Origin of the sequence: Kutzneria viridogrisea DSM 43870 (assembly GCF_000525635.1) — a bacterium.
Lineage (GTDB): Bacteria > Actinomycetota > Actinomycetes > Mycobacteriales > Pseudonocardiaceae > Kutzneria > Kutzneria viridogrisea.
Genome location: NZ_CP007155.1, coordinates 774598 through 795333 on the forward strand (window position 1 = coordinate 774598; position 20736 = coordinate 795333).

Here is a 20736-nt window from a genome sequence, read left to right on the forward strand (position 1 = left end):
CCATGAGGTCAGTAGACGACCAGCTCGCCCGCGTGCTCGGCGCCGCGGTGCGGCCGGCACCCGTGCGGGTGGCGATCTCCGAGTCGCAGGGCCTGCTCTGCGCCGAGGAGGTCGTCGCCGAGCGCGCGCTGCCCGGCTTCGACCAGGCCGCCGTGGACGGGTACGCGGTGCGCAGCGTGGACGTGCAGGCCGCGGCCGAGGAGCCGGTGCAGCTGCCGGTGGTCGGCGAGATCGCGGCGGGCTCGCGCCAGCCCCGGCGGCTCCAGCCGGGGCAGGCGGTCCGGGTGGTCACCGGGGCGCCGCTGCCCACGCTGGCCGACGCGGTCGTGCCGCTGGGCTACACCGACGGGCACCAGGCCCGGGTCACCGTGCAGGTCCCGGTGCCCTCGGCGGCGTTCGTTCGGCGCACCGGCGAGGACGTGCAGACCGGGGACGTGGCCGTGCGCGGCGGGACCACGATCGGCTCGGCGCAGGTCGGCCTGCTGGCCGCGGTGGGCAGGGACAAGGTGCTGGTGCACCCCAAGCCCCGTGTGTCGATCATCTGCGTCGGCGACGAACTGGTGGACGTGGACCGCACGCCCGGCCCGGGCCAGGTCTACGACGTGAACTCCTACGCCCTGGCCGCCGCCGCGCGGGACGCGGGCGCCGAGGTGTCGCGGGTCGGCATCATCAGCAGCGATCTGCGCAGGCTCCGCGAGGTGATCGAGGGCAGGCTGCTGCTGTCGGAGATCGTGGTGGTCGCCGGGTGCGTCGGCGGCTTCGCCGGTGACGAGGTGCGCTCGGCGCTGGCCGACCTCGGCGAGCTGGACACCACCCGGGTGGCCATGCACCCCGGCTCCGCCCAGGGCTTCGGCAGGCTGGGGCCGGACTCGGTGCCCACCTTCCTGTTGCCCAGCAACCCGATGAGCGCCCTGGTGGTGTTCGAGGTGCTGGTCCGGCCGCTGATCAGGACCGCGCTGGGCAAGCGCAACCCGCACCGGCGCATGGTCTCCGCCCGGCTGCTCTCCCCGATCACCTCCACCAAGGGGCGCCGCGGGTACGTGCGCGGCCAGCTGCTGCGCGACACCGACACCGACGACTACCTGCTCCAGCCGCTGGGCACCTCCGGAACGCACCTGCTCGCCTCACTGGCCGAGGCGAACTGCCTCGCCGTGGTCGACGAGGACATCACCGACGTGGCCATCGGCGACGAAGTCCAGGTCTGCTTCCTCGCCCAGCGCGGATGACCCCCACCGAGCCACCCGTCGGCAGGCACCCGGGCTGGCCGGTCCGGCTCGGGCCGCTGCGCGTGGCGGCCGGTGTGGTGCGGCTGCGCCCGCCCCGGCTGCGCGACGCCTCGGCCTGGAGCCAGCTGCGCCTGCGCGACCGCGACCACCTGGAGAACTGGGAGCCCAGCGCGCCGGGCACCTGGGCGGAGCGCAACGGCCTGCTGTCCTGGCCGGCCCAGTGGTCCACCCTGCGCGCACTGGCCAGGCGTGGGCAGACCCTGCCGTTCGTGATCACCGTGGACGACCAGCTCGCCGGGCAGATCACCGTCGGCAACGTGCTGCGCGGCTCGCTGCGCTCGGCCTGGGTCGGCTACTGGGTGGCCAGCCACCTGGTCGGCGGCGGGGTCGCCACGGCCGCCGTCGCGCTGGTCGCCGACCACTGCTTCGGTGCGGCCGGACTGCACCGGCTGGAGGCCACCGTGCGTCCGGAGAACGGGGCCAGCCTGCGCGTGCTGACCAAGTCCGGGTTCCGCGAGGAAGGCCTGTTCCAGCGCTACCTGGACGTCGCGGGGGACTGGCGGGACCACATCTGCTTCGCCCTGACGGCGGAGGAGGCCACCGACGGCCTGGTAGGCCGGTTGGTCGCAGGCGGTAGGGCCCGGCTCGTCTAACCAGGTTCACCCGAAAGTGCGCTATTCACCACACTTGCGGAACCGTGTATCTCCGGCGTGCCTCGGAGACACGTGTGACTGTTGTGACTAACGTGGCGAAGACGGTCAGTGCGCCACTCGGACTCCAGGGGAGGTGACGACGTGCCCAGCTCGTTGATCATCGTCGCGTTGGTGGTGGCGTGGCTCGTCGTTCTGGTCCCCATGATCGCGCGCAAGCGCCAGGAGGTCGCCAAGACCGCCGACTCGGCCCTGGCCTCCCGAGTGGTCCGCGGCGCACACGCGCAAGCCGAGGACGCTGAGGAGGAGCTCGACATGGCACACGTCGGCGAGTCCGAGACAGCCACGCCCGACGAGGACGAGGTCACCGAACAGCCCGAGTACTACGAGCAGCCCAGGCCCTACCGGCCCGGTCGCGGCGGCTACGACCCCGAGGCTGCGGCCGCCACCGCCCGCGCCAAGTATGCCTTCCGGCAGCGCGTCGTGCTGCTCCTGCTGCTCGCCGCCGTGGTCACCGGCCTGGTCGCCGGGCTCGCGCTGCCCCTGGTCTGGGGCGCGCACGGAGCCGTCGACCTGGTGCTCGTCGGCTACCTGGTGTACCTGCGCAGGCAGGTGCGCATCGAACAGGAGATCCGCGAGCGCCGCTCCGCCCGCACCCGCCACCTGGTCGAGGACGAGGAGTACGACGAGGACGGCTACGAGTACGAGGCCGAGCAGCACGCGGAGGAGCCCGCCGAACCCGAGCAGCTCGTCGAGGAGGCTCCCCGGCAGAGCCCGCCCAGCCGCCCCGTGTTCCGCCCCCGCCAGGCCGCACCCGGCACCGTCGTGGTCGACATCGACGACGAGGACCCCGCCTTCGAGGACCTCGACGTGCCCGCACGCAGGCAGTTCCGGCGGGCCGTCGGCGAATGAGGGGGGTGTGCGAAGCACCCCTTGGCGCCTGCTATGCTTCAAGAGCACTAAGGCGGAAGCTGATGGTGCAAGCGGGGCTGTAGCACAGTTGGTAGCGCGTCTCGTTCGCATCGAGAAGGTCAGGGGTTCGATTCCCCTCAGCTCCACTCAATACCGGGAGACCCGTGTTCGCGGAAGCGCGAACACGGGTCTTTCGTTTTGTTTCTGGGGGTCGAGCCCCCAGGCCCCCACGCCGGGGCTCCGCTCCGCACCCCGATCGGGGTGCCGGGTTGGAGTAAGTGCCAGCCAGGTCCACTCGAGTCCGGGAACCCCGTCCGCGGAAAACGCGGACGGGGGTTTCTCGTTGTTTGTTCTGGGGGGGCGACCCCCATGCCTCCGGTGGGCTTCGCCCCCGAGCACTGGGGCTGGGCGCCAGCCTTCGTAGCCGAAAGCTGTTCGCGAATGGGTGGGGAATTCGGTGGGGGTGAATTGGTGGGGGCCGTTGGGCGATGGGTGGGGGCCGGTGGGCGCAGCGGTGAATTTGATCTTCATGCGGCGTTTGTGCTGGTCCAGGGGTGTCTACCTGGTTTGTGGGAGAACGGGGCGGAAAGGCTTGTTGCGGCTCGCCGCTGATTGTTGACGACTCCTCTGCAACGCTGGAGGAGCCTCGCGGGCTCGGGCATTCTGGGGACCCGGACGGGCGTCGCCCGTGAATCCGGTTCACCACGTCGAAGAGAGGCAACTGCCTTGGGCTCCACCATCAGGCGCGCGCACCCGCCAGTACGCCGCGGATGTCCCACCACGCCGACCGAAGTGGTCGTCGTGCTGGTTCTTGTGATCGCTGTCACGGCCATGGTGGTGACAGGTGTCGCGGTACCGGTCGCGGTGACCGCCTTGTCCGCGGTGACCGCGCTGGCGACAGGGGCCTACCGCCGCCCGGCCAGGGGCTAGCCATCAGCGGGGCGGGGAAGCGCACCTCGGGCCGACCGCAGGCGGCGGTCCGGGGTGACGGTGCGACGTCGAGGTTCGCGCGGGCGCTGCGCGGACTGCGGGAGCGCTCGGGCACACCGACCTACCGCGAGATGGCCCGCAGGGCGCACTTCTCGTACACGGCGCTGTCCAAGGCTGCGGACGGCAGGCGCATGCCCGGCCTGGAGCTGACCCTGGCCTACGTGCGGGCCTGCGGCTGCGACGAGCGGGAGGTCGACCAGTGGCAGCGGCTGTGGCAGCGCGCGCAGGCGGAACTGGCGCAGGCACTGCAGACCCCGGCGTTCGCCTCGCTGCTGAGGACCAGGCGCCGTCACGACCGGGCCTCCGTGGTGCTGGTGGACCGGGAACACTTCCACCTGCGCGGCTACCGGGAGGTCTAGTGCTGGCTGCGGGGGACCAGCGGTGACCGGTCGAAGGCCACGGCGACCTTGGTCCACCAGGCCACCTCCGCGGCGAGATCCGCGGTGCCGGTGAGGGCGGGCACCGAGTCCTCCTGCTCCGCGGTCACCGTGTGCTCCGCGCGGGCCAGCCCGGAGGCGATGCCCGCCGCCTCGACGAGCGCGGACAGGTCCTCGCCGGTCAGCCCGGCCTCGGCACCCAACTCGGCGGCCCTGCGCCGCACCTCGTTGTCCACGTACGGGCCGATCTGCGAGCGGCCGTCCCAGATCTCGATGATCCGCCGGTACAGCAGCCAGTCGGCGTCCTGCATCCGGACGCGGTCGTGCCACGCGGTGCGCGGCGGGTCCATGGCGATCTGCGGGGCAGCGGTGTGCAGGGCGGCCCACAGCGGGTAGAGCCTGCGGTGCGCGCGACGTCGCCGCCAGGCGCGCACCGCGGCGGAGGCGCGCGGGCCGAGCGTGGGCAGCGCGGCGCCGAACACCGAGACCGCGACCGACACGGGGGCCACCACCTCGTTGACCAGCCGATCCGGCCAGAACGGCCGGTCACCGGCCAGGGACACGGCCATGTAGACGAGGTCGTGCAGGACGAACGCGGTGGCGCCCAGGCAGCCGACCGCGATGGTGCGCAGCCCGCGGCGCAGCCAGCGGCGCGAGGTCTCCCGAGCCGCCCACCGCCAGGACAACAGGCCGATGGACACCACCGTGACGCCGAGGTAGCCGTCGTACAGGGCTGCCGCCGCCACCGCCGACCAGGGTGCGCCGGGACCGAACCGGGTGTCGATCTGGTCACCGGCCAGCGCGAACAGCCCGACGAGCGCCGCCGACACGACCAGCGCCGAGGCCAGGTGCGGCCGGACCCGTCGACTGCCGTGCACCGAGTAGGTGAAGAACGAGCGCAGTGCCAGCGCGGCGCCCACCACCAGCACGTGCTGGACCGGCCAGGTGAGGTTGAACCCGGCCAGGCTGTTGATCTCCGGGTGGACCGGCTGGATGGCCACGGCCACGCCGAGCAGCAGGCAACCGAGCCAGATCACGCGCAGCGCGCGGTTGCCGTTGCGACGGATCGCGCGCAGCCACATCAGCTCCACCGCGGCCACCAGCAGCGCGGTGACCAGAGCGGCCAGTGCGGCGCTAGTCATCCGCCGGGCCGAGCGCGTCCGCCAGGTGGTCGAGCACCCTGGCGTCGTCCTCGGGCAGCCGTGCGCCCGGCTCGTCCAGGCTGCGCCTGCGGCCCGCGCGCTGCCACACGGCGGCGGCGAACATCTCCGCCTCCAGCTCCTCGACGTTGTTGTAGCCGGTGCGCCCGAGCACCTCGCGCAGCAGTTCCTCGGACAGGTCCGGCATCAGCGCCTTCAGCAGCTGCAGCTGCTGATCGCGCAGCGGGTCCCCACCCCGATGACACAACAGCATGTGCCCCACCTCGTGCAGGATCGTGTTCTCCTGGTGCAGCGGCGAGGTCGCGTCGCTGTAGAAGATCAGGTCCATTTCGGGCAGCGCGATCCACGCCCCCGACAGCGAGGACCTGCCCATCGGCACCAGCTGGATCGGGCGGTCCCGGCGACGGCCCAGCTCGGCGCAGAACTCGTGGATGTCGAACGGGTCGCCGATGGGCAGGCCGTCGAGGATCTCCTCGATCCGCCCCCGGATCTCCGCGCGCCGTCTCATCGCTGGGCAGTATAGGTAGCCCCGGGCGCTGACCTGCGGGGAACTCGACGGGGGCGAACGGCCAATGGCAGGTGGAGGACCTGACAGATCGGAGTCCAGCCGTGCCGACCCCGCCGCCGAGATGGCCATGACCGAGCTCGCGCAGCACCGCGAGCCGACCGTGGCGCTGTCGGACGCCGCGGTGATCAGGAGTTCACTGGCCGAGCCCGCCGTGTTCGCCGCGGTGTTCGACCGGCACGCGTCGACCATCCGCGGCTACCTGACCCGCAGGGTCGGCAGCCAGCTCGCCGACGACCTGACCGCGGAGACCTTCCTCACCGCGTTCCGGCTGCGCCACCGCTACGACCAGGACCGGCCGGACGCGCTGCCCTGGCTGTACGGCATCGCGGCCAACCTGCTGCGCCAGCACCGCAGGGCCGAGGTCCGCCAGTACCGGGCCCTGGCCAGGACCGGGGTGGACCCGGCCACCGAGGGACATGCCGAGGCGGTCTCCGCGCGGGTGGCCGCGGGCACCGTGACCCGGCAGTTGGCCGCCGCACTGGCCAGGCTCAACGCGGGCGAGCGCGAGGCGCTGTTGCTGCTGGCCTGGGCCGGTCTGTCCTACGAGGAGATCGCCTGCGCACTGGACGTCCCGATCGGGACCGTGCGGTCCCGGATCAGCCGGGCCCGCGCCAAGGTCCGCGCCGCACTCGGCGGCACCGACCCCACCTGCCCCGTCGAGGAGCCGATCGATGGCTGACGAGTTGGAAGAACTGGAGAAGCTGCGTGCGAGCCTGCGCCCCGTCGACGACGCCCCGCTGCGCGCGGCCCGCGCGAGCCTGCTCCGGGAGGCCACGAACGGATCGACGCGCAGGGCCACCGCGTGGCGGCCCCGCATCGCGGTGCTCGCCGCCACCGCGGTGTCCTGCACGCTCGTGCTCGTCGCCACCCTGCCTGTGCTGCTGCACACCGGACCGCCCAGCACCCTCGCCGAGCTCGGCAAGCGCATCGCGGCCGCTGCCCAACCCGCGCCCGTGGCCCGTGCTGGCGAGTACAGCTACGTGGAGAACACCGTGTACCGGGACGGGCAGTTGGGACTGCGCGCGCAGGACTGGATTCCCGCGGACGGGGTCGGCGCCCAGGAGCACCGGCTCTGGGTCGGCGGCCAGTACACCAAGAGCGGCGTGAGCTGCACCCCGCGCGGGGTGATCGACTGCCAGGACCTGCCCGAGCTGCGCCGAGGCGTCTACGACTACCTGGTCGGCCTGCCCACCGAGGTGTCCTCGCTCAGGCAGCGGGTGTTCGGCCAGGTCAAGCCCGGCGCCGACCAGGACCTGGACGCGGCCAAGCTCGTGATCACCGTGCTGCGCGACCAGTTCGTGCCGCGGCCCCAGCAGGCGGCGCTGGTCCAGGTGCTGGCCACGATCCCCGGTACGAGCCTGGTCGGCCAAGTGCGGGACGCCTCGGGCAGGGAAGGGCTCGGTGTGCGCGCGGCCAACCGCTCGGGCACCGACTACTGGACGCTCGTGCTGGCCCCCGGGGACTACCGGGTGCTGGGCGTGAACGCCGACGGCGAGCCGGCGGGCCAGCGCCAGGACGTCGTGCGCGTCACCGCCGGGCTCGTCGGCGCGGTGGGCCAGACGCCCTGACTCAGTCCGTGAAGAAGGAGGCGCCGCTGGCCACCACGAGCTCCAGCAGGTTGTCCCGCTCGTCGGTCACCGAGTGCACGCGGGCGGGCATTGCCCCAGCACGACCTCACCGGACCGGTTGCCAGGTGCTGGTTCACCCCCGGCTTAGGCTTTCCCAGTGTCGGCGACGAGGTTGTTGGTCCTGGGTGTGGTGCGCGGCTACGGCAGGGCGCACGGCTACCTGATCGGCAACGACCTGATCTCCTGGGGCGCCGGGGACTGGGCCAACATCAAGTGGGGCTCGATCTACCACGCGCTCAAGCAGCTCACCAAGGACGGCTACCTCGACGAGGACTGGCCGGTGCCCGGCCGCACCGACTACCAGCTGACCGAGGCCGGCGAGTTCGAGTACAAGCGGCTGCTGGCCGAGGCGTTCCGCCGACCGCAACCCCGGCCGGACATGCTGTTCGCCGGGCTGGCCATGCTGCCCTCGCTGGAGCGCGAGGAGGCGATCGGCCTGCTCGAACAGCGCCTGGCGCACCTGGAGTCGGCCCGCGCCGAGGCCGCCGAGAAGCTCGACGGCTGGCAGGAGCCGCCGCACGTGCGCGAGCTGTACGGGCTGTGGGTGCACACCGCCGACGGCGGTATCTCCTGGACTCGCGGCCTGATCGACCGGCTGCGCTCCGGCGAGTACCCGATGGCCGGTGACCCCGGATCGCCCGGTGTCGCGGGCAGCTGGCCCCTGCCTGCCTGATATTCAAGTTTGCACACCTCCCCCCTCAGGGTGCACACTGGCGGGGCCGTATTCAAGTTTTAATACCGGCAAGGGGGATGGATGGCAGTCGTTGCCGAAGGGCTGCGCAAGCAGTACGGCGACAAGATGGCCCTGGACGGGTTCGACCTCACCGTGGCGGAAGGCACGGTGTGCGGGCTGCTCGGCCCGAACGGGGCGGGCAAGACGACAGCGGTGCGCATCCTGGCCACGTTGCTGCGCCCCGACGGCGGGCGGGCGCGGGTGGCCGGGCTGGACCTCGGCACCGACGCGGCGGCCGTGCGCGCCCGCATCGGGCTGGTCGGCCAGCAGACCGCGGTGGACGAGGTGCTCAGCGGGTGGCAGAACCTGGTGATGTTCGGGCGGCTGCACCACCTCGGCGCCGCGCGGGCACGGGCGCGCGCAGCCGAGCTGCTCGACCGGTTCGGGCTGGCCGAGGCGGGCCGCAAGCCCGTGAAGCAGTACTCCGGCGGCATGCGCAGGCGGCTGGACCTGGCCGCGGGCATGATCCTGGCGCCCGCGGTGCTCTACCTGGACGAGCCGACCACGGGGCTGGACCCGAGGGCGCGCAACGAGGTGTGGTCCGCCGTTCGCGCGCTGGTCGCCGAGGGCACCACGGTGCTGCTCACCACCCAGTACCTGGACGAGGCCGACCAGCTGGCCGGTCAGATCTCGGTGATCGACCACGGGCGGGTCATCGCGGAGGGCACGCCCGAGCAGCTCAAGTCCCGGATCGGCGGTGATCAGCTGGAGCTGGTGCTGCACGAGGAGTCCGACCTCCCGGCGGCGGCCGAGGTGGTGCGGCGGGTGAGCGGGGCCGCCGTGGAGGTGGACCGGGACGGCAGGCGGGTCAGCGCCCCGGTGCGGGACCGGGTGGCCGCGCTCACCGACGTGGTCCGCGCACTGGCCGAGCGCGGGGTGCCGGTCCAGGACATCGCGCTGCGCAGGCCCACCCTGGACGAGGTGTTCCTGGAACTGACCGGATCGGGGGTGGCCGCGTGAACCGGTTGCGGTGGGCGGTGGCTGACGGCTGGACGGTCACCCAGCGGGACCTGCTGCACTGGGTGCGCCAGCCCGCTCCGGTGGTGGTCGGACTGCTGATGCCGATCATGATGGTGCTGATGTTCGGCTTCCTGTTCGGCGGTGCGATCAGCGTGCCCGGCGGCGGGGACTACCGGGAGTTCCTGCTGCCCGGCATGTTCGCCATGACGGTGGCCTTCGGCGTGGAGGGCACCATGCTCGCCGTGACCACCGACGCCTCGCGCGGGATCACCGACCGGTTCCGCTCCATGCCGATGGCGCCCTCGGCGGTGGTGGTCGGGCGCAGCGGGGCGGACATGCTCAACTCCATGCTGGCCCTGCTGGTGATGGTCGCCTGCGGGCTGCTGGTCGGCTGGCGCTGGCACGGCTCGGCCGGTGCCGCGCTGACCGCCTTCGTGCTCCTGCTGTTGCTCCGCTTCGCCCTGCTCTGGGTGGGCATCTACCTCGGGCTGGTGTTCGCCAACCCGGGCGCGGTCATGGCGGTGCAGATCCTGGTGTGGCCGATCGGCTTCCTGTCCAACGTGTTCGTGGCCCCGGAGACCATGCCGGGCTGGCTGGGCACGATCGCCTCCTGGAACCCGTTGTCCAGCACGGTGACAGCGACCCGTGAGCTGTTCGGCAACCCCGGCTGGGGCGGCGGATCCTGGATCGCGCAGCACGCCATGCTGATGGCGGTGCTGTGGCCGCTGGTCATCCTGGCCGTGTTCTTCCCGTTGTCCGTCCGCGCCTTCCGGAGGATGAGCCGCTAGTGGACTACCTCGCCCGGTGCTCGGTCGACTTCGAACCCGCCGATCCGCCACGTCAGGGACGCGTGGTGTTCTGGCACCCCGATGGCGCCGAGCTGCCCGAGGGCATCGGCGAACCGGGCGAGGCGCACGGCCATCCGGCGCTGCGGCTGCCGGTGGCCGCAGCGGTCCGTGTGCTCAGCAAGGCGCGGACCGACGGCCGGGCGCACCCGTCCGCCCAGCTGTGGGGTCAGGCCACGGTGCTGGCACTACAACTGGTCGCGCGGGGACGGCTGCGCCCGGCCGTCACCAGCGGGGGCTTCGACGCCTGGCGGGTCGGCCCGCTGGAGGCCGCCGAGGCCGAGCGCGTCACCGGGCTCGGGCCCGATCCCGAGCTGGTGCGCGAGTTCCTGGACGCGGTGGCCGACGGCATGCCGCGCTCGCCCGCCGCGATCCGGGCCACCGGGCAGCACGCCTTCGCCGCGCGGGCCCCGCAGCGGGTGGAGCACCTGCGGGGCTGGGCGGCCGGGTTCGACTCGGCGATCCGGGTCTCCCTGCGGGTGGAGGTGCCCGGCGGGGACTACCACCGCGGGGCCTTCACCGCCGTGGTGCAGCTGCACAGCCTGGCCGATCCCGCGCTGGTCGCCGACCTGGGCGGTGAGCACGGGTTCGGGCCCCGCGCCCTGGTCGAGGCGGCGGTGATCCTGCGGCGCGCGGCACGGGTCTGGTCGCCGCTGGACCGGCTGCTGCACCTGAGCGTGCCCGACGAGCTGGTGCTCGCCGACGAGGAGGTCGGCGAGTTGCTCGGCTGGGCCGCGACCCGGCTGGCCGCCACCGGAGTCGAGGTGCACTGGCCCAGGGAACTGGTGCGGGACCTCGCCGCCCGCGCTGTGTTGAGCGGGCCGGACAGTCCGCCCTCCGACCTGCCCAGCATGCTCGGTGGCGGCGAGCTGTTCGCCTTCGACTGGCAGCTGGCGCTCGGCGGTCAGCAGCTCAGCGCGGCCGAACTGGACCAGCTCGCGCAGGCGAACCGGCCGGTGGTGCGGCTGCGGGACCAGTGGCTGCTGGTCGACCCCGAGCTGGCCCGCAAGGCGCGTGAACGGGGGCTCAAGCCGCTCAGCGCGATGGACGCGCTCGGTGCCGCGCTCACCGGCACCGCCGAGGTGGACGGGGAACAGGTCCCGGTCAGCGCCGAGGGCTGGCTGGAGGAGCTGCGCCAGCGCATCGCCGAGGCCGACGATGGGCAGGAGCCGCTGGCGCAGCCCGCCGCGCTGGCCGCGACCCTGCGCGACTACCAGCTGCGCGGGCTGCGCTGGCTGGACCGGATGACCTCGCTCGGGCTGGGCGGCTGCCTTGCCGACGACATGGGCCTGGGCAAGACGATCACGCTCATCGCACTGCACCTGCACCGGGGCGGCGGGCCGACCCTGGTCGTGTGCCCGGCCTCGTTGCTGGGCAACTGGGAGCGCGAGGTCCGCCGGTTCGCGCCCGGTACCCAGGTGCGCCGCTACCACGGCGGCGGCCGGAACCTGGCCGGGATCACCGGCGGGTTCGTGCTCACCACCTACGGCACCATGCGGCTGGACGCGGCCGAACTGGCCGAGCAGGACTGGGACCTGGTCGTCGCCGACGAGGCCCAGCACGTGAAGAACCCCGCCTCCGGCACGGCCAGGGCGTTGCGCACCATCCCCGGCCGGGCCCGGGTCGCGCTGACCGGTACCCCGGTGGAGAACACCCTGTCCGAGCTGTGGGCGATCCTGGACTGGACGACACCGGGACTGCTCGGCTCGCTCGCGGGTTTCCGCGCCCGGTGGGCGAAATCCATCGAGTCGGACCGGGACAGTCAACTGGCACAGCGCTTTGCCCAGCTGGTGCGGCCGTTCCTGTTGCGGCGGCGCAAGTCCGACCCGGGCATCGCGCCGGAGCTGCCCGCCAAGACCGAGACCGAGCAGGCCGTCGCGCTGACCAGGGAGCAGGCCGCCCTGTACGAGGCGGTGGTGCGCGAGGCGATGGCCGAGATCAGGGGCAGCAGCGGCATGGCCCGGCGCGGGCTGGTGTTCAAGCTGCTCACCGCGCTCAAGCAGGTGTGCAACCACCCGGCCCAGTACCTGCGGGAGGACAGCGTGCTCGCCGGGCGTTCGGGCAAGCTCGCGCTGCTGGACGAGCTGCTGGACACCATTCTCGCGGAGGGCGGGGCGGTGCTGGTGTTCACCCAGTACGTGGGCATGGCCCGGCTCATCGAGCGGCACCTGGCCGACCGGGGCGTGCCCACCCAGTTCCTGCACGGAGGCACGCCGGTGGCCGTGCGCGAGCAACTCGTGCAGCGCTTCCAGGACGGTGCGGTCCCGGTGTTCCTGTTGTCCCTCAAGGCGGCGGGCACCGGGCTCAACCTCACCCGGGCCGATCACGTCGTGCACTACGACCGCTGGTGGAACCCGGCGGTGGAGGACCAGGCCACCGACCGTGCCTACCGCATCGGGCAGACCCGGCCGGTCCAGGTGCACAAGCTGATCACCGAGGGCACCGTGGAGGAGCGGGTCGCGGAGATGCTGCGGGCCAAGCGCGGGCTGGCCGAATCGGTGCTGGGTGCGGGGGAGGCCGCGTTCAGCGAGCTGTCCGACACCGAACTGGCCGGGCTGGTCGAACTCAGGGGGCGAGCATGAGCGAGGTCAAGGGATTTCCCGCGTTCCCCAAGGGGAAGCGGCGCACGGCGGCCAGCCGGTCCTGGTGGGGTGACGCCTGGCTCCAGGCCCTGGAGGACACCTCCATGGACCAGGCCCAACTCCGCAAGGGCCGTCGTTACGCGGCGGCGGGCAGGGTCGGCCCGATCACGGTCAGCGCGGGCCGGATCGCGGCCACCGTGTACGAGGCCGACGAGACCCCGCACCACACCGTGGTACTGGTCGACCAGCTCAGCGACCGGGACTGGGCTCGGTTCCTGGACCAGGTGGCGGGCAAGGCCGGGCACATCGCCGCGCTGCTGGACCGGTACGTGCCGCGCGAGTTGGTGGACGCGGCCGACACCGCCGGGGTGCCGCTGCTGCCGGGGATCGGTGACCTGGAACCGGAATGCGGCTGCCCGGGCTGGGAGCACCCCTGCATGCACGCGGCGGCACTGTGCTTCCAGGCGGCCTGGCTGCTGGACGAGGACCCGTTCGTGCTGTTGTTGCTGCGCGGCCGAGGTGAGCAGGAACTGTTGGCGGAGTTGCGTTCGCGCGAGGCCGCGCCGATCACCGCCGACCAGCCGGCGGGCATCGACCCCGTGGCCATGGAGTTCCTCGTGGCCAACGCCGCGTCCCGCGCCCGCGACCTGCTCTCGGCCACGCCCGAGCCGGAACTCGACCTGTGGCAGGACACCGTGCGCATCGCCGCCCAGCACCGGGAACTGGCTCCCAGGCTGGGCGAGGCCAGCGGCCGTGCGGATCTGCCGCTGGCCGCGCGGGCCTGGGAGTTCGGCGGGCTGCCGGGGCTGGCCGTGCTCACCGAGACCTGGGACCCGCCCAGGTCCGTGGACCGCAGGGCACGGGAGGCATGGGAGGAGGACCAACCCGAACTGGAGGTGGCGCACAACTGGTGGACCGCGGCGGAACTGGGGGTGCAGTTGCGGTACGGGCGGGACGAGCGCTGGTATCCCTACCGTGCGGAGCCCACCGGCTGGTGGCCCGCCGGGTCCCCGGCGGGGCTGCCCGCCACGGCGCTGGCGGAACTGCTCCTCGGCTGACGGCTCATCGCGGTGACCCACACCGCGGCGACCACCGCGGCGCAGCCGACCAGCTGCCAGGTGCCGGGCCGTTCGCGCAGCAGCAGCATGCCGAACAGCACGGCGCCGACCGGCTGGATCATCAGCAGGGTGGCGCCCACGCTGGAGCTGAGCCGGGGCAGTGCGTTGGCGATCAGCAGCCAGCCGAGCACCTGCGCGGACAGGGCCAGCACCACCAGCCAGGCGAAGGCGGTCCAGCCCGGGGTGAAGTCGATCCGGTCCACCAGCCCGCCGGTGACCAGTGCCAGCAGCACCGTGCCGACCGTGGCGGTGCAGACCGGGGTGTAGCGCTGCCCGGACTGGCCGCCGCGGCGCAGCAGGAACAGGTAGACCCCGTAGGCCACCCCGGCGAGGGTGCCGAACAGCACCCCGCGCACCGGGTGCTCGCCGAAGGCGGTGGTGTCGGCCAGCCCGGCGGCCAGCGCCACCCCGCCCAGGATGACCGGCACGGTGAGCCAGAACCGCAGGCCCGGGCGTTCCCCGTTCAGGGCAAGGGAAAGCAGCGGCAGCACCAGCACCTGCACGCCGACCATCACCGTGGCGATGCCCGCGCCCACGTCCAGGATCGCCTGTCCCCACAGCACGAAGTCCAGGCCCAGCAACAGGCCGCCGACCAGGTCGGCCCACCGCCAGCGCGCGCCGGTCCTGCGGCGTTCCCACACCGCGAGCGGGATCAGCACCAGCAGGGCCAGGCCACCGCGGAAGAAGGCCACGGTGGCCGGGGTCGTGCCGCTGAGCCTGGTGAGGATCGCTGACAGTGAGATCACCGAGGCGCCGAGCGCCGCCATCACCCTGGGATCAACCCGTGCCGAGTCCATGTGTCCAGCATCGTGACCAGCACTGTTGACTACAAGTGAATGTTTCTGCGGATAAACCAGTAGCATGTCTACCGTGTATTCCCTTGAACGCCTGCGTGCGCTGCACGCCGTGGCCACACACGGCTCGGTCGCCGCTGCCGCCACGGCACTGCACGTGACGCCCTCCGGCGTCTCCCAGCAGCTGGCCAAGCTGGAGCGCGAGGTCGGCCACCAACTGCTCGAACCCGAGGGCAGGGGAGTGCGGTTGACCAGGGCCGGGTACGTGCTGGACGGACACGCCGAACGGGTGCTCAGCCAGCTCGCCGAGGCCCAGTCGGACCTGGACCAACTGCACGGCGAGATCATTGGGCCGCTGCGGATCAGCGCGTTCTCCACGGCGGCGCGCACCCTGATGCCCCCGGCCCTGTCCACCCTGCGCGACAAGCACCCCAGGCTCGCGGTCACCCTCACCGAGGGCGAGTACGACGAGAACCTGCCCGCGGTGCTGCGCGGGGACCTGGACCTGGCGCTGATCGAGAGCTGGGACAACCAGCCCACGCCGATCCCCGCGGGCATCTCGCGCGAGCTGCTGTTCTCCGACATGGCCGATGTGGCGATCTCGGCCAAGCACCGGCTGGCGCACCGCAAGGTCGTGGCCATCGAGGAACTGGACGGCACGCCGTGGGCGGGCTGGACCCAGCACGGCGCCTGCTACGAGTGGCTGGTCCAGACCCTGCGCAGTCATCACGTCACGCCAACGATCACCTGCGCGGTGCCGGACTACGACACCCAGTTGGCCCTGGTCGCCGCCGACCTGGTCGCGGCCGTCGTGCCCCGGCTGGGACGCCTGCCGATCCCCGAGGGTGTGCGGCTGATGGCCACCCGCCCGCCGATCACCCGCAAGATCTACGCGGCCTGGCGCTCGGACTCCGACCGGCCCGCGATCCGCGCCTGTGTGGACGCCGTGTCAGCGGCCGTGCAAACCGTGATGGCGTAACGGTTCTACAGCCGAAGCGTGATCAGTGTGCCGCCCTCGGGCGGGCACCGCACGGTCACGGTGCCGCCGTGCCGCGCGGCGACCTGGCTGACGATGGCCAGTCCCAGGCCGGAACCGGGCAGTCCGCGGTCGGAGTCGGCGCGGTAGAACCGGTCGAACACGTGCGGCAGGTCCTCGGCGGGGATGCCCGGGCCGTGATCGCGCACGCGCAGCTCGCGGTCGTGCAGGCTCACCTCCACGGTTCCGTTGCCGGGGCTGAACTTCGCGGCGTTGTCGAGCAGATTGGCCACCGCACGGGACAGCCGCGGCGGCACACCGTCCACAGTGGTCTGATCGAGGTCCGCGGTGAACGTGATCGCGGGCCAGTTGCGGCGAGCCGCGTGCACGCAGCGCGCGACGAGCAGGTCCAGCCGCAGCGGCTCGGGCTCCTCCTGCGGCGGCTCGTCCCGTGCCAGCTCGGTCAGGTCGCCGATCAACCCGGTCAGCTCGGCGGCCTGCGCGCGCAGTGCCGCCATGACCTCCGCGCGCTGCTCGGGGTCCAGCCGGTCGAGCAGGTCGATGTTGGTGCGCAGGCTGGTCAACGGGGTGCGCAGCTCGTGCGAGGCGTCGGCGACCAGCCTGCGCTGCGCCTGGCTGGCGGCCTGCAACTCCGCCAGCATCACGTTCATGCTCGCGCCGAGGCTGGCCAGTTCGTCGTGCCCGCCCACCTCGATGCGCCGTGCGGGGTCGCGGGTCGCCGCCACCTCGCGGGCCGTCCTGGTGAGCTCGCGCACCGGCTTGAGCCCGGTGCGCGCGACCAGGAAGCCCGCGAGTGCGGCCAGCGCCACGCCCACGGACCCGGCCAGCAGCAGGGCGAGCCCGATCCGGTGCAGGCTCTCCTCGATGCGGTCGGCCCGCGCCGCGACCTGCACCACCCCGCCCTGCGGCAGCGGCGCGGTGAGCATGCGCACCGGCTGGCCCTCGAACACCGCATCGCTGTAGAACGAATCCCGTTGCCCGGCAAGGACTTGCCTGGCCTCGGCGCTGATCGGCAGCGGGGAGCCGGTCGCGCCCGAGTCGGTGATCTTCTGCTCGCACAGCGGGGCCGCCAGGAACTGGCACGGCCCCTCCGGGGACCAGCCGGTGGTGCGGCCCAGCCTCGTGACGTCCCGGCTCAGCTCCAGGTCCAGGGACCGGCGCAGTTCGTGGTCCACCACCACGTAGGCGACCGCCGCCGTACCGGTGACCGCCGCTGCCGCCGCCAACGCCCCGGCCACGGCGACCCTGGTGCGCAGCGCGAGCCTCACGGCGCGTCCAGCCGGTAGCCGACCCCGCGCACCGTGTGCACCAGGCGGACCTCCCCGTGCGCCTCCAACTTCAGGCGCAGGTAGCGGATGTAGACCGCCAGCGAGTTGGACACCATGCCGGGGTCCGCGCCCCACACCCGGTCGATCAGCACCTCGCGGGTGAGCACCCGGCCGCTGTTGCGCGCCAACACCTCCAGCAGCGCGAACTCGGTGCGGGACAGCTCCACCTCGCGGTCGCCGCGACGCACCCGGTTGGCCGCCACGTCCACCACCAGGTCCGCACAGCGCAGCACCGCCGGGTCCGCCGGGTGGCTGCGCCGCGCCAGTGCCCGCACCCTGGCCAGCAACTCGCCCAGGTCGAACGGCTTGACCAGGTAGTCGTCCGCCCCGGCGTCCAAACCGGACACCCGGTCCTCGTACGCGTCGCGCGCGGTCAGCACCAGGATCGGCGTGCGGTCCCCGTCCGCCCGCAGTCGGCGGCACACCGTGAGTCCGTCCAGGAACGGCATCAGCACGTCCAGCACCACCAGGTCCGGCCGCCACGCCCTGACCTCCGCCAGCGCTCCCGCCCCGTCCTGGCTCTCCCGGACCTCGTGGCCCGCCACGACCAGTGCGCGTGCCACCGACTGCCGGACGGCCAACTCGTCGTCCACGACCAGTACACGCATGGTGACGACGCTACCTGCGCGCACTCCCGGCGTCATGAAGGTGCCGTTCAGGACGTTGAACGTCGTGAACGGCACCTTCATGACAGCCCCTGACACCTGTCACGGCCGGGTCGTGACAGTCGTGCCAGGGCCGACCGGGTCCGCCCGGCCACGATCGGGGTATGCAACAGACAGACACGGTTGTCCGGGGCGCGGCGGTCAGCCTCCAGGGCCTGGTGAAGCACTACGGGGGCGTCCGTGCGGTGGACGGGGTGGACCTGACGATCGCACCGGGCGAGGTGGTCGCCCTGCTCGGCCCGAACGGAGCGGGCAAGTCCACGACTATCGACGTGCTGCTGGGCCTGAGCACCCCGACGAGCGGGGCGGTGACCCTGTTCGGGCGTTCGCCTCGCGAGGCGGTGAGCGCCGGGCTGGTGGGCGCGATGTTGCAGTCCGGCGGCCTGCTGGAGGACGCGACGGTGGCCGAGACCGTGGGCCTGTTCTCGGCGGTCTACCCGAAGTCCCTGTCCGCCGCGGAGGCGATGCGGCGCGCGGGGGTGGCGGAGTTCGCCAAGCGCAGGATCGGCTCGCTGTCGGGCGGCCAGCGCCAGCGGGTCAGGTTCGCGACGGCGCTGGCCAGCGACCCGGACCTGCTGGTGCTGGACGAGCCCACGGTGGCGATGGACGTGGAGGGCAGGCGCGAGTTCTGGGCGGCGATGCGGGCCTACGCCTCGACCGGGCGCACGGTGCTGTTCGCCACGCACTACCTGGCCGAGGCGGAGGACTACGCGGACCGAGTGGTGCTGCTGCGTTCGGGCCGGGTCGCGGCGGACGGCTCGGTGGCCGAGATCGGGGCGCGGGCGGCGGGCCGGGTGATCAGCGCGCGGGTACCGGGGGTCAGCGCGGCCGAACTGTCCACTGTGGCCGGTGTGGTGGACGTCCAGTCACGCGGGGACGCCGTGGAACTGTCCTGTGTGGACTCCGACGGTGCGCTGCGCGAGCTGCTGGCGAGGTATCCGCAGGCGATGGACATCGAGGTGCGCGGTGCGGGCCTGGAAGCGGCGTTCCTCGCACTGACCAGTGAGGGGGCGGCCCGATGACCGCGCTGCTGCTGTTCGACATCCGGCGCATCGCGCGCTCACCCCGGTTCGCCCTGTTCACGGTGGGCTTCCCGGTGGTGTTCTTCCTGATCTTCAGCAACGTCTACGGCAGGTCCGGGCCGGGTGCGGCGGCCTACCTGATGGTGGGCATGGCGGCCTTCGGCGCGGTGTCGGCGGCGATCAACACCGGCTCGCGGGTGGCCGTCGAGCGGCAGGTGGGCTGGAACCGGCAGCTGCGGATGACCCCGCTGCCCACCCCCGGCTACCTGGTGTCGAAGGTGCTGGCCTCGATGGTGGTGGCGCTGCCCGCGCTACTGCTGGTGTTCCTGGTCGGCGCGTTCACCCAGGGCGTGAGCCTGGACGCGGGCACCTGGCTCCGGCTGGTGCTGGCCTGCTGGCTCGGCGTGCTGCCGATCGCCGCGCTGGGCCTGCTGATCGGCATGCTGGCCACCGGTGACTCGGCGCAGGCGATGTCGGCCGTGGCGATGATGACCATGAGCCTGCTCGGCGGCCTGTGGGTGCCGGTGGACCTGCTGCCCGGGTTCCTGGCGGCCGTGGCCAGGGCGCTGCCCACCTACTGGCTGGCCGAGTTCGGCCGCGACGCGCTCGCGGGCACCGCACCCGCCGCGCAGGGCCTGGTGACGATGTTCGCCTGGCTGCTGGTCACGGGTGTGCTGGTGATCGTCCGGTACCGCAGGGACGCGGCACGGGCGTGAGCACGACCAGGGCGGGGTCGCGTGGCAGAGGGGAGCGCGCGACCCCGTCCGGCGTGGTCAGGCGGCGCAGAACTCCTCGCCGGGGCAACTGCGCAGCAGCTGCACCACCGGGGGCGCCGTGATCCTGGCGGGCGCCGCCTTCGCCGCGCCGGGCCACTGGATGGACAGCGCGACGGAGGAGGAGTCGTTGCCGTAGTCCTTCTCGATCAGCGTGCGCTCCGGGTTGACCGTGTTCACCAGCGTGTAGATCCCCGAGGGCACGGTGGTGATGTCCAGCCACTGGAAGTCCACCTTGTAGGTGTAGTCGTCCCCGCTGCCCACCGAGATGCCCTCGGTGACGTCGAGGGCCTGCGGGTTGTGGTGCCCGCACATGTTGGGCCCCAGGAACTCGTGCAGCTGGGCCTCGGGGGTGTCGCCCTCGTGCACGCGGTGCGGCATGGTGTCCGCGTCGGCGGGGGAGTAGCGGTCACCGAGGCAGAACCCGTTCTTCCGGTCGGTGACCAGGGTGTTGCCGCTCAGGGTGCGCAGCTGGAAGCGCTCGAAGTGCAACAGGTGCCAGTGCACGTGCGCGGGCGCGGGTTCGTAGTACGCCGAGGTCCGCGAGGAGCGCTGCGCCTGGTCGTAGGACCTCGGGATGTTCCCGTGGTACCCGACCTGGAATGCTTGGCGCACAGTCATCTCCGGCTGCGCGGTGCTGTCCCGGTGCCCGTAGAACAGCAGCGGACCGTCGCCGATGTTCTCCTCGGCGGAGGTGAAGCGCAGCCGGACGGCCCGCACCTCCCCGTCCCGCACGCACGGGGCGTTCGGGTTGGACACGTCAGCCACCATGCACACGTCCCAGTCCTTGCACTGGACCGGATCCCCGCGGTACCCGCCGGGGCAGCCCACCGGCGCCTGGCGCAGATCGGGCAGCAGGAAGGGTTCCGTCGCCTGCGCCGAGGGCGCGAGCCCCAACACGAGCAGAGCGCTCATCACCAGTGCCAGTCGGGTTCTCGGCCGCATGGCGACAAGGTAGCTCCGCACGGTGTTCCTCGATCGGGTGATATCGCCGAGTGGTCCAGTGTGGACCGAGGTCGCGCTGCCTAGTCTGATCTTCCGTGTCGACTTCGCAGGTTTCCACGATCGATCCGGTGACCGCACCGATCCCCTCACTGGCCGATGCCCGGGTGGTGGCCGCACCCGCACTGAGGGAGGCCGCGCTCGTGCTGGACGCCCTCGCCGTGCTGGTGGGCAAGCGGGACAAGGAGGTGGCGGCGCGCATCCGCGCCGTGGTCACCGAGGTCGAGGCGGGCCAGCGCATCGAACGGCCCTGCTGCGACAACCCGTGGCGGGCCACCATCGAGTCCACGCTGACCGAGGACTGACCGAGCACCCACTCCCGATCACCGGCCCGGGTTAACACCGGGCCGGTGGTCGCCGACAGGGTGAGAGACCGCATTGACGGTGCACCCCGCTCGGGCGAGAG

22 protein-coding genes and 1 tRNA gene are annotated in these 20736 nt (G+C 72.5%); 17 read left to right on the forward strand and 6 right to left on the reverse strand.

Annotation, left to right across the window (positions count from 1 at the left end):
• Positions 1 to 2: 2 nt before the first annotated feature.
• The 6 genes from glp (at position 3) to KALB_RS49025 (ending at position 4137) form a co-directional block, all read left to right on the forward strand.
• Positions 3 to 1226: a molybdotransferase-like divisome protein Glp gene (gene glp / locus KALB_RS03735; protein ID WP_025354385.1), complete on the forward strand. Its 1224-nt coding sequence runs from the start codon at positions 3 to 5 to the stop codon at positions 1224 to 1226.
• Positions 1223 to 1879 carry a GNAT family N-acetyltransferase gene (locus KALB_RS03740; protein ID WP_025354386.1) on the forward strand — a complete coding sequence of 219 codons (657 nt, stop codon included), beginning with the start codon at positions 1223 to 1225 and terminating at the stop codon, positions 1877 to 1879. Before glp ends, KALB_RS03740 begins: the two co-directional genes overlap by 4 nt.
• Before the next feature lie 141 nt (positions 1880 to 2020).
• A complete protein-coding gene (gene sepX / locus KALB_RS03745; RefSeq protein WP_025354387.1) occupies positions 2021 to 2788 on the forward strand; it encodes a divisome protein SepX/GlpR in 768 nt (255 codons plus the stop codon).
• Between the two features lie 73 nt (positions 2789 to 2861).
• Positions 2862 to 2934: transfer RNA gene (locus KALB_RS03750), tRNA-Ala, on the forward strand.
• A 655-nt stretch (positions 2935 to 3589) separates the two neighbouring features.
• Positions 3590 to 3718, forward strand: coding sequence for a hypothetical protein (locus KALB_RS49745; protein ID WP_268872285.1), 129 nt, complete (start codon positions 3590 to 3592; stop codon positions 3716 to 3718).
• A gap of 2 nt (positions 3719 to 3720) precedes the next feature.
• The gene (locus KALB_RS49025; RefSeq protein ID WP_268872262.1) at positions 3721 to 4137 is read left to right on the forward strand and encodes a helix-turn-helix domain-containing protein; all 417 of its coding nucleotides are present in this window, start codon (positions 3721 to 3723) and stop codon (positions 4135 to 4137) included.
• Here the strand turns inward: KALB_RS49025 and KALB_RS03760 are convergent.
• The gene (locus KALB_RS03760) at positions 4134 to 5297 is read right to left on the reverse strand and encodes an MAB_1171c family putative transporter (protein ID WP_025354389.1); all 1164 of its coding nucleotides are present in this window, start codon (positions 5295 to 5297) and stop codon (positions 4134 to 4136) included. The genes KALB_RS49025 and KALB_RS03760 overlap by 4 nt on opposite strands.
• On the reverse strand, positions 5290 to 5823 hold the full coding sequence (locus KALB_RS03765; RefSeq protein WP_025354390.1) for a M78 family metallopeptidase domain-containing protein: 534 nt from the start codon (positions 5821 to 5823) through the stop codon (positions 5290 to 5292). The genes KALB_RS03760 and KALB_RS03765 overlap by 8 nt, the downstream gene beginning before the upstream one ends.
• Positions 5824 to 5950: 127 nt before the next feature.
• On the opposite strand from KALB_RS03765, the gene KALB_RS03770 reads away from it, so the two are divergent.
• The 7 genes from KALB_RS03770 (at position 5951) to KALB_RS03800 (ending at position 13689) form a co-directional block, all read left to right on the forward strand.
• Positions 5951 to 6562 carry an RNA polymerase sigma factor gene (locus KALB_RS03770; RefSeq protein ID WP_025354391.1) on the forward strand — a complete coding sequence of 204 codons (612 nt, stop codon included), beginning with the start codon at positions 5951 to 5953 and terminating at the stop codon, positions 6560 to 6562.
• Positions 6555 to 7451 (forward strand): CU044_5270 family protein, encoded by an 897-nt coding sequence (locus KALB_RS03775; protein WP_025354392.1) that lies wholly within the window; start codon positions 6555 to 6557, stop codon positions 7449 to 7451. The genes KALB_RS03770 and KALB_RS03775 overlap by 8 nt, the downstream gene beginning before the upstream one ends.
• A 157-nt stretch (positions 7452 to 7608) precedes the next feature.
• Positions 7609 to 8184, forward strand: a complete 576-nt coding sequence (locus KALB_RS03780) for a PadR family transcriptional regulator (protein WP_025354393.1) — start codon at positions 7609 to 7611, stop codon at positions 8182 to 8184.
• Between the two features lie 81 nt (positions 8185 to 8265).
• Positions 8266 to 9204, forward strand: a complete 939-nt coding sequence (locus tag KALB_RS03785; protein WP_025354394.1) for a daunorubicin resistance protein DrrA family ABC transporter ATP-binding protein — start codon at positions 8266 to 8268, stop codon at positions 9202 to 9204.
• The gene (locus KALB_RS03790; RefSeq protein WP_025354395.1) at positions 9201 to 9992 is read left to right on the forward strand and encodes an ABC transporter permease; all 792 of its coding nucleotides are present in this window, start codon (positions 9201 to 9203) and stop codon (positions 9990 to 9992) included. Before KALB_RS03785 ends, KALB_RS03790 begins: the two co-directional genes overlap by 4 nt.
• On the forward strand, positions 9992 to 12631 hold the full coding sequence (locus KALB_RS03795; protein ID WP_025354396.1) for an SCO1167/SCO6262 family helicase: 2640 nt from the start codon (positions 9992 to 9994) through the stop codon (positions 12629 to 12631). Before KALB_RS03790 ends, KALB_RS03795 begins: the two co-directional genes overlap by 1 nt.
• Entirely contained in the window at positions 12628 to 13689 is a 1062-nt protein-coding gene (locus KALB_RS03800) for an SWIM zinc finger family protein (protein WP_025354397.1), read from the forward strand. Before KALB_RS03795 ends, KALB_RS03800 begins: the two co-directional genes overlap by 4 nt.
• Here KALB_RS03800 and KALB_RS03805 read toward each other — a convergent pair.
• The gene (locus KALB_RS03805) at positions 13602 to 14546 is read right to left on the reverse strand and encodes a DMT family transporter (protein ID WP_025354398.1); all 945 of its coding nucleotides are present in this window, start codon (positions 14544 to 14546) and stop codon (positions 13602 to 13604) included. The genes KALB_RS03800 and KALB_RS03805 overlap by 88 nt on opposite strands.
• A gap of 64 nt (positions 14547 to 14610) precedes the next feature.
• On the opposite strand from KALB_RS03805, the gene KALB_RS03810 reads away from it, so the two are divergent.
• Entirely contained in the window at positions 14611 to 15522 is a 912-nt protein-coding gene (locus KALB_RS03810) for a LysR family transcriptional regulator (protein WP_338033848.1), read from the forward strand.
• Positions 15523 to 15527: 5 nt separating this feature from the next.
• Here KALB_RS03810 and KALB_RS03815 read toward each other — a convergent pair whose 3' ends face one another.
• Together KALB_RS03815 and KALB_RS03820 are read right to left on the reverse strand one after the other, a co-directional pair.
• Positions 15528 to 16808, reverse strand: coding sequence for a sensor histidine kinase (locus tag KALB_RS03815; protein ID WP_025354400.1), 1281 nt, complete (start codon positions 16806 to 16808; stop codon positions 15528 to 15530).
• Entirely contained in the window at positions 16805 to 17476 is a 672-nt protein-coding gene (locus KALB_RS03820) for a response regulator transcription factor (RefSeq protein WP_025354401.1), read from the reverse strand. Before KALB_RS03820 ends, KALB_RS03815 begins: the two co-directional genes overlap by 4 nt.
• A gap of 161 nt (positions 17477 to 17637) precedes the next feature.
• Here KALB_RS03820 and KALB_RS03825 point away from each other — a divergent pair, with 161 nt between their 5' ends.
• Together KALB_RS03825 and KALB_RS03830 are read left to right on the forward strand one after the other, a co-directional pair.
• Positions 17638 to 18555 carry an ABC transporter ATP-binding protein gene (locus KALB_RS03825; RefSeq protein ID WP_025354402.1) on the forward strand — a complete coding sequence of 306 codons (918 nt, stop codon included), beginning with the start codon at positions 17638 to 17640 and terminating at the stop codon, positions 18553 to 18555.
• A complete protein-coding gene (locus tag KALB_RS03830) occupies positions 18552 to 19271 on the forward strand; it encodes an ABC transporter permease (RefSeq protein WP_025354403.1) in 720 nt (239 codons plus the stop codon). Before KALB_RS03825 ends, KALB_RS03830 begins: the two co-directional genes overlap by 4 nt.
• A gap of 57 nt (positions 19272 to 19328) precedes the next feature.
• Here KALB_RS03830 and KALB_RS03835 read toward each other — a convergent pair whose 3' ends face one another.
• Positions 19329 to 20273, reverse strand: coding sequence for a lysyl oxidase family protein (locus KALB_RS03835; RefSeq protein ID WP_025354404.1), 945 nt, complete (start codon positions 20271 to 20273; stop codon positions 19329 to 19331).
• 128 nt (positions 20274 to 20401) lie between these two features.
• Between KALB_RS03835 and KALB_RS03840 the strand changes: the two genes are divergently transcribed.
• Positions 20402 to 20635, forward strand: coding sequence for a hypothetical protein (locus KALB_RS03840; RefSeq protein WP_148309340.1), 234 nt, complete (start codon positions 20402 to 20404; stop codon positions 20633 to 20635).
• Positions 20636 to 20736 lie beyond the last annotated feature (101 nt).